Raw genomic sequence first — 8,860 nt, forward strand, 5'->3', positions numbered from 1 at the left:
ATTATTTTACTTTTGATAGTAGTAGTCTTTTAAGACTATCCACTAATTGATAGATCAAAAAGAAAATCAAACATAATTTACTTCCAAACAGTATGGGAAGTATAGCTCCAAAAGCAAATGAAGCACCGAGTACCCAACCCAAATAGTATTCAGATTTAAATAACGGGAATACAAATGCCAGTATGAAAATTAGACCCATGATGTAATCCGTGATTTCTATACCATTTAAAAAGGTTACAGATATATAAATTGCAAATAGCAACCCCGCCATAAAACGTAATCCTACAAGTTTGAGTGAATCTCTATTATCAGCTTTATTTAATCGCGTAGCGATACGATACAATAGAAAATAAGTAAATTTCTATGGCGTAATCTTACAAACAGGTCTTTATAGAAGTTAATCCCTTCATCGGATTAGTGTTCTGTAGCGGAAGTAAAGTAAAACCGTTCACCTTGACGTTGGTGATTTGAAAAATACCCTCGTTCCGGTTTTGTCCAGCATCAAAAATTAAAAACGCGTTACCATGAATTGTATTTATACTCCAATAGCCATTACTGCGTTCACTGAAATTAATAAATTGATAACGGCCAAAGGGTTTTTTGGCTTTTTTATCTAAGTAGTACTGCTCTTTGGTAAATTGTCCCTGAATTCCCTGTATTGCATCGCATTGTTGCTCTACTAAGAATTCCTGTAGTTCTTTTTCGCCCATTTCTAGCTTGTGACTTAAATCCAGCTTTTGAAAAGTATAGCGTTTGTTCTTGGCTCCCTTTAAAACGAGCATATTTGGACCAATACTTTCGACCTTGAACTTTCCCTTGGTTCCTTGAATTTTGAACTTGCTCTTCTTACGATTGCTGGTTAGTCGACTTTTATTTTTGGTGTTTATAGTACCTATGGAATTCGTATCAAAATCCATTATCGTTTTACCGGGAAGGTCCGTAGAAACGGTGGCCTTTTGCAGTACGGGATTATCGTTGGACAACCAAACACCACTGGGCTCTTGAGCTTTTACAAAAAAATTGATAATCAGTAATATAGATAAGAAAACTAGTTGCTTCATATTGCCTAAAACGAATTATTTAGGCTTTTATTGTTATCCTGCTTTGGGGTAGCGATAAATTTATCCCCTGTTAAAAAAACGAATCGCTTCTTAACACCTCGGCTTTTTCCTATATTTAGGCGACTAATTAACCTCTCTAAAGAATGACTAAAAAGCTATTTTTCCTCTCGATGCTTTTCACATCCCTATTTACTGTTGCACAAGAATTGGACATGAAACTCATGCAAGACCTAAAACCTAGAAATATAGGTCCCGGTGGTATGAGCGGTAGGGTTACGGCTATTGATGTAGTTACCGATAATCCGGATATGATGTATGTAGGAACCGCTTCTGGCGGGTTGTGGAAATCCAATTCCGGTGGTATTACCTGGGAACCTATATTTAATGAAGAGGTCACGGCATCCGTCGGAGCTGTGGCCATACAACAGTCCAATCCTTCCGTACTTTGGGTAGGCACGGGCGAAGGAAACCCTAGAAACAGCCTTAATGGTGGTTATGGCGTATATAAATCGCTAGACGGTGGTAAAACTTGGAAGGCGATGGGCCTTGAAAAGACAAGACACATCCATAGAATAAAAATAGACCCTACAGACCCGAATACCGTTTACGTAGGTGCTATCGGCTCGCCATGGGGCGAACATCCCGAGAGAGGTGTTTACAAAACTACCGACGGTGGCCTAAGCTGGGAGAAGATACTTTTTGTAAACAACAAAACTGGAGTTGCCGATATGGTGATGGACCCCGACAATCCCAATAAACTATTGGTGGCCATGTGGGAGCATAAACGAGATCCTTGGTTTTTTCAATCCGGCGGCACGGGAAGTGGCTTATATATGACCCATGACGGGGGCGAAAACTGGAAAAAACTGAGTGATGAAGACGGACTCCCAAAAGGTGACCTTGGACGTATAGGAATTGCCATTGCTCCCGGTAAAACCAATGTAGTATATGCCTTGGTTGAAGCTAAAAAGAATGCCCTCTACAAATCCGAGGATGGTGGATTCAAATGGAAAATGATCAATAACAAGGAGGATATCGGCAACAGACCATTTTATTATTCGGAAATCTATGTAGACCCGGAGAACGAAAATCGTGTATTCTCCGTATTCACTTACGTCAATGTTTCTCAGGACGGTGGAAAAAACTTTACCCAACTAATGCCGGCGTACCGAGCGAACAATGGGGTACATCCCGACCATCACGCTTTTTGGATTCATCCAAAAAATGGTCAGTTTATGATGGACGGGAATGACGGGGGACTCAATATTTCAAAGGACGGAGGAAAGTCTTGGCGCTTTATTGGTAATCTGCCCGTAGCGCAATTCTATCATATCAATGTAGATAACGAGTATCCCTATAATGTCTATGGTGGCATGCAGGATAATGGGTCTTGGAGAGGTCCTGCCTATGTTTGGAGAGACCAAGGGATTCGAAATAGCTATTGGCAGGAAATTGCTTTTGGTGATGGTTTTGACGTAGTACCGGATTTGGATGATTCACAATATGGCTACGCCATGAGTCAGCAAGGTTTTGTTGCTCGCTATGATTGGAAAACAGGAAATAATTACATCGTACGCCCTACCCCACCGGATGCGAAAACTAAATTGCGCTTTAATTGGAACGCGGCTATAGCTCAGGACCCGTTCGATAATAGTACGGTCTATTTTGGGAGTCAATTTGTCCATAAAAGCAAGGACAAGGGTTTAACGTGGGAAGTCATTTCTCCTGATTTGACTACCAATGACCCTGAAAAGCAGAAGCAGAGCGAGAGTGGCGGACTTACCATGGATGCCACCGGAGCGGAAAACCACTGTACGCTACTCGTCATTGAGCCGTCCCCGTTAGAAAAAGATATGTTATGGACCGCCTCGGACGATGGTCGCGTACATTATACGCAAAACGAAGGAGCCACTTGGGTAGAGGTAACCGCTAATATTAAAGGTTTACCAAAAGGTAGTTGGATAACCCAGATTAAAGCGTCCAACAAAAACAAAGGAGAAGCCTTATTGGTGGCCAATGATTATAGAAGATTTAATTATAAGGCTTATGCCTACAGAACTAAGGACTATGGTAAAACTTGGTCTAGAATCGTAGATGATACGGATGTAGAAAGCTATGTGCTGAGTATCGTTGAAGATATCGAAAACAAGAACCTCTTATTTTTAGGAACGGACGATGGTTTATACATTTCCTTGGATGGCGCCACTTCTTGGCAAAAATGGACGGAGGGCTTCCCAACCGTTTCTACTAAAGATCTCGTAATCCATCCACGGGAACATGATTTGGTTATCGGAACTTTTGGCCGTGCGGCATGGGTTTTGGATGATATCAGGCCGTTACGAGCACTTGCTAGCGATAAAAGTATCCTAAATACCGATGCAAAGTTGTTCAGTCCACCGACGGCATATCAGGCGGCATATCAACAACCCACGGGTAGTAGATTTGGCGGCGATGCTATGTATAACGCCGAAAATAGGAAGTCGGGCGCAATGATTACCTACTTCTTAAAAGAAGGGAAGAAAGCCATGAAGAAGGAAAAATCGGATGATAAAGATGATGAGGCCGACACGACAGAAACCGATACGGAGAAAGAAGAATTGACAGGTGTTCAAAAAAAGGATTCCATTCAGTTCGATTTTTACGACGGTGATAGACTCATACGAACCCTTAAGTATAAAACCCCAGAAAAGGCAGGTTTTCATCGTATTTACTGGAATATGGATGAAAAAGGGCCAGATAGACCTTCACGAAAAATTGTAAAGAAGAAAAAAGAATCGGGTGGTGTGGACGTAAAACCGGGCACCTACACGATTAAACTACATTTTGGTGACGTAAAGGACGAAACTACCATCACTGTAAAATCGGACCCAAGACTCAATGTGAACATAGCCTCCATTAACCAGGTCTACAAGACGGAAAAGGAAATTGAGGAAATGACGCAAACAGCGGCCGATGCCGTTACCCAATTGGTAGAAAGCAAAATGGTTGCGGAAAAATATAGTAAGGAACTTAAGGAAATGGACGAGAAGAAGTATAAAGACCATATTAAAGCTTCTAAGGATATCGTAAAGCAGATTGATTCTGTAGTAGCACTATATATCGGTAAGGTAGATAAACGCCAAGGTATTACCCGAAATCCGGAAATCACCGTAATGCAGCGCATCGGAAATGCAAGTTACTATTCCGGTACTCGTAAAAACGGTATTACCAAAACAGAAAGAGATTTAATTACATATGCGAAAGACGAATTGAAAATGGCCTTGAACGAAACCAATTCCTTCTTTAGGGACAAATGGAAGGCGTATAGAGCGTCTATTGAAAGCTTGAATGTTTCACCATTCAAAGAGACGGAAATTTTTAGTTTGGATAGATAATACATTTTATTTCGTCTAGGGGGTCCTACATTAAAAAGACGCCTCGATTTTTTAACAATATTTAAAACAGAACATCATGAAAAAATTAGTCGTCTTAGTATCAATTATTCTGGTTTGGGCCTGCAAAGAGGAGCCAAAAACACCTTCTATTGCGGACACTATGCAAACTTATACCATTGAACAAATGATGGATAACGAGGCTATAGGCGGTGGAAGTTTTTCTCCAGATAAGTCCAAATTACTCATTTCAAGTAATCGTTCCGGTATTTACAACATGTACACGGTACCAGCTGCAGGTGAACAGATGGAACCATTAACAAAATCTGACAGTACCTCTATTTTCGCTATTTCCTATTTCCCCAATGACGAACGCATTTTATTTCGAATGGACGAGAATGGTGATGAAATCTATCACATCTATCTCAGGGAAACCGATGGCACCCATACAGACCTCAGCCCTGAAGAAGGTGCCAGGGCTAATTTTTATGGTTGGGCTAAGGATAAAAAGAGTTTCTTTTTTGCTTCGAACAAAAGGGATGCACGGTACACGGATTTACATGAAATGGATATAGAGAATTTCTCCTCTAAAATGGTATACAAGAACGAGGATGGCCATTTTCTTGGCGGATTATCGGACGATAAAAAATACCTTCCGTTAATAAAGCCAATCAATACCAATGATGCCGACCTCTATGTTTATAGTATGGACGATAAATCGATAGTGAAAATCAACGATAACCAAAGTGCCAATGGTCCCGAAGACTTTTCCCCGGATGGTACAGCCCTTTATTACACTACGGACGATGGCAGCGAGTTTGCACAGCTCATGAAATACGATATTGCAAGTAAATCAAAAGAAAGAGTTATGACGCGTAGTTGGGATATCTCCGGTTCTTACTTTACAGAAAATGGCAGGTATCAGGTTACCTATATCAACGAGGATGCTAAAAATACGATTGAAATAAAGGAGGTGGCTACGGATAAGAATATACCACTGCCTACCACTGCCGGGATGGATATCAGTAACGTTAGTTTTTCAGATGATGAGACCCTGATGACTTTTTACGCTGGAGGTTCGCACACACCAAGCAACCTTTACGTATATAATTTGGAGACAAAAGAGCAAACCCAACTGACCGATGTGCTCAATAATGAAATTGCCGCTCAGGATTTGGTGAACGCGGAGGTTATCCGTTACAAATCCTTTGACGGATTAGAGATTCCTGCCATTTATTATAAACCACATCAAGCTACTGCAGAACATAAAGTACCTGCCTTGGTTTGGGTACATGGCGGACCAGGAGGCCAATCTAGACAGCGATTCAGTTCCTTTATCCAATACTAGGTCAATCACGGTTATGCGGTGCTGGCAGTTAATAACAGAGGAAGTAGTGGTTATGGTAAAACCTTTTATCAAATGGATGATTTAAACCACGGTGATAAAGATTTAAAGGATTGTGTTGAAGGTAAAAATTGGTTAGCCTCTCAACCCGAAATCGACAGTGAAAAAATTGGTATTATAGGTGGTTCTTACGGTGGTTATATGACCATGGCCGCACTTACTTATACTCCAGAGGAATTTGATGTCGGTGTAAATCTTTTCGGGGTGACCAACTGGATACGTACGCTACGCAGTATACCGTCTTGGTGGGAGGCCCAAAAAGAAGCACTGTATTTAGAACTAGGCGATCCTAATAGTGCAGATTCGGTTCGGTTGCGTGCCATTTCGCCCTTGTTTCATACGGATAAAGTGACCAAACCACTTATTGTATTGCAAGGCTCAAAAGACCCTAGAGTGCTTCAGGTAGAGTCGGATGAAATTGTAGCTGGTGTAAAGAAGAACGGGGTTCCCGTAGAGTATGTACTATTTGACGATGAAGGCCATGGATTTGTAAAAAAAGAAAACCAGACAGAAGCCTACAGTAGGGTACTGGAATTTTTGAATGTGTACTTAAAAGGTGACAAAGGAAAACCAATAGAAGATGCCGAGTTTATAGAAAGTGAGGTGTAATATTTTCCTCAAGTTCTTAAACATTTATTTACTAATTAAAATTGATAAAGCCCTAGAGTAATCAAGTTTACAATTGCCACTATTTTATGAAAAAAATTCTATTAATACTTTTTGCTATTTTTTACGTCTCCTTAAACGCCCAAGAAAACGGAGAGGATAAGCTAGGTTCTTGGCACATGTACTTTGGGACCAATAGAATATCGGAAAAGTTCAGTATTCATACCGAAGCGCAATTACGGTATTACGAGCAGGCCAAAAATTTTAACCAATTGTTATTACGAACCGGCCTCAACTATCATATTAATCCAGATGCCATAGCCACCTTTGGTTATGCGTACATCAACACGGACCCTAATTTTTCTGATAATAGAATCATATTCGGGGATATATTGACCGAGGATTTGCGGTTAAACGAGCATCGTATTTTTCAACAATTTATTTTAAAGGACAAAGTTTGGGAGGTGCTCTTTGAACACCGTTACAGATTAGAGCAACGATTCGTAACCGTTGGTGAAGAAAGCGACCCAGAGTTCGAAAGAAGAACGGACCACCGTGCCAGGTATCGCCTTCAAGTGACCTTACCCCTGACCGATATTTTCTTCCTGAATTTTTACGATGAAATCTTCATTAACCTACAAAGGGAAGCATTTGACCAAAACCGTCTGTATGCCGCTCTTGGCGTTAACGTAACAGAAAACCTGAGCGTACAGGCCGGTTATTTAAAAAATCATTTTAGAACTGCAAATTTTGACCGATTACAGATAGGAGTTTTTTATAATCCCGACTTAAGAGGTGTATTCAAGAAAAAGTAAAAAATGAGTCTTCAAAAAATAACGTTTCAGAATAAAGAAGGGCAGACACTGGTAGGCCGGTTAGAACTACCTGTGGACCAACATCCACATAACTTTGTGATTTTTGCACATTGTTTTACTTGTAATAAAAATCTTTTGGCGGTAAAGAATATCGGAAAAGCGCTGACCTCTAGTGGGTTTGCCGTGCTTCGTTTTGACTTTACCGGATTAGGTGAGAGCGATGGTGATTTTGCAGACACCAACTTTTCTGGAAATGTATCTGATTTAATTGCTGCCGCGGAACACCTTGAAAAAAACTTTAAGGCGCCTACACTTATTATAGGTCATTCCTTGGGAGGTGCCGCAGCCTTGTTCGCCGCTGCAGAAATAGGCTCTGTTAAAGCGGTAGCGACCATTGGCGCACCCTCGAACCCAAAACATGTACAGCATCTTTTTAAAAGCAACTTGGCGGAAATAGAAAAAAGTGGAAAGGCCATTGTCAATTTAAGTGGCAGGGATTTCACCATTAAAAAACAGTTTCTGGACGATTTAGAGCATAAATCCTTACCAAACGTAGTTGAAAGGTTACGTAAACCATTGCTCATTCTTCATTCCCCGCAAGATGATACCGTAGGGATTAAAAATGCAGAGGAAATTTATGTAGCTGCTCGCCATCCAAAGAGTTTTGTATCGCTAGATGGGGCTGATCACTTGCTTATGAGAAAGGAAGACTCCCAATACGTTGGTAAAGTTATCGCTGGTTGGTCCCAACGATATATGAGCATTCCAAAAAATGATTCCCTAAAAACAAAACATCAAGTTGTAGCCAGTTTAGGTATTGAAGACGGATTTACAACGAATATGAAGGTAGGCAGTCATTTTATGATTGCGGACGAACCTAAGGATTTTGGTGGTAACGATTACGGTCCGTCTCCATATGAGCTTGTATCCGCAGGGTTATCGGCCTGTACGGCCATGACCATCCAGATGTATACCAAACGTAAAGGCTGGAAAGTAGATTTGGTAGAAGTGCATACTTCTTATGCAAAGTCGCACGCTGAAGATTGTGAGAACTGTGAAACCGATAACGCTAAGATAGATACCTTTCATAGGGAAATAACCCTTGCTGGAGACCTGGATGAAAAGCAAAAAATACGTATTCTACAGATTGCGGATAAATGCCCTGTTCATAAAACCCTTCACAGCAAAACACAGGTAATTACTAAATTGGTTGATCCCTTCGACTACGCTCAGGACAAGGGTAAATGGAAATCACTATATGATGTTCGGTAAGCGGTATCAAAAGGAGCTGGGTATCTTTCCCAATGACTACTTTCAACTACAATTCTTTGAAGACACTTCAAAATATGGCGTAGATATGCCCGAAGAGTTCGACGCCGTCTTACTGAGCGATTATGAAGCGTTTAAAATTTTTGAAGCGCTGACAGATGGTAAAAAACGGGGTATTATCTATGCTATAGCACGCTATAAGAACTCACAAACCAAAATAGATAAGGCACTTTTGGTATGTGAAAACCTGAAAAGAGGCATAAGGGACAATCGATTAATGTTAAAATCATTTTGATTTGTGTCAATATACCGTTTATAATTTCTTAATTTTAG

Annotated in this window: 7 protein-coding genes and 1 pseudogene; 6 read left to right on the plus strand and 2 right to left on the minus strand. The window is 40.7% G+C overall.

What is annotated here, in order from left to right; all coding sequences use genetic code 11:
• Position 1: 1 nt before the first annotated feature.
• Both BFP77_RS05830 and BFP77_RS05835 read right to left on the minus strand, forming a co-directional pair.
• Positions 2 to 271: a hypothetical protein gene (locus BFP77_RS05830; RefSeq protein ID WP_143751855.1), complete on the minus strand. Its 270-nt coding sequence runs from the start codon at positions 269 to 271 to the stop codon at positions 2 to 4.
• 103 nt (positions 272 to 374) lie between these two features.
• Positions 375 to 1,061 (minus strand): hypothetical protein, encoded by a 687-nt coding sequence (locus tag BFP77_RS05835; RefSeq protein WP_099573111.1) that lies wholly within the window; start codon positions 1,059 to 1,061, stop codon positions 375 to 377.
• Positions 1,062 to 1,204: 143 nt separating this feature from the next.
• Between BFP77_RS05835 and BFP77_RS05840 the strand changes: the two genes are divergently transcribed.
• The 6 genes and pseudogenes from BFP77_RS05840 (at position 1,205) to BFP77_RS05860 (ending at position 8,822) form a co-directional block, all read left to right on the plus strand.
• Positions 1,205 to 4,435 (plus strand): VPS10 domain-containing protein, encoded by a 3,231-nt coding sequence (locus BFP77_RS05840; RefSeq protein ID WP_257212884.1) that lies wholly within the window; start codon positions 1,205 to 1,207, stop codon positions 4,433 to 4,435.
• 76 nt (positions 4,436 to 4,511) lie between these two features.
• A complete protein-coding gene (locus BFP77_RS05845; protein WP_257212885.1) occupies positions 4,512 to 5,780 on the plus strand; it encodes a S9 family peptidase in 1,269 nt (422 codons plus the stop codon).
• 12 nt (positions 5,781 to 5,792) lie between these two features.
• Positions 5,793 to 6,446, plus strand: a pseudogene (locus BFP77_RS17290) (alpha/beta hydrolase family protein); the annotation flags it as partial.
• An 86-nt stretch (positions 6,447 to 6,532) separates the two neighbouring features.
• Positions 6,533 to 7,258 carry a DUF2490 domain-containing protein gene (locus BFP77_RS05850; RefSeq protein WP_099573112.1) on the plus strand — a complete coding sequence of 242 codons (726 nt, stop codon included), beginning with the start codon at positions 6,533 to 6,535 and terminating at the stop codon, positions 7,256 to 7,258.
• Positions 7,259 to 7,261: 3 nt separating this feature from the next.
• On the plus strand, positions 7,262 to 8,530 hold the full coding sequence (locus tag BFP77_RS05855; RefSeq protein ID WP_099573113.1) for a bifunctional alpha/beta hydrolase/OsmC family protein: 1,269 nt from the start codon (positions 7,262 to 7,264) through the stop codon (positions 8,528 to 8,530).
• On the plus strand, positions 8,517 to 8,822 hold the full coding sequence (locus BFP77_RS05860; protein ID WP_099573114.1) for a YdeI/OmpD-associated family protein: 306 nt from the start codon (positions 8,517 to 8,519) through the stop codon (positions 8,820 to 8,822). The genes BFP77_RS05855 and BFP77_RS05860 overlap by 14 nt, the downstream gene beginning before the upstream one ends.
• Positions 8,823 to 8,860: the final 38 nt, after the last annotated feature.

Origin of the sequence: Maribacter sp. 4U21 (assembly GCF_002742365.1) — a bacterium.
GTDB lineage: Bacteria > Bacteroidota > Bacteroidia > Flavobacteriales > Flavobacteriaceae > Maribacter.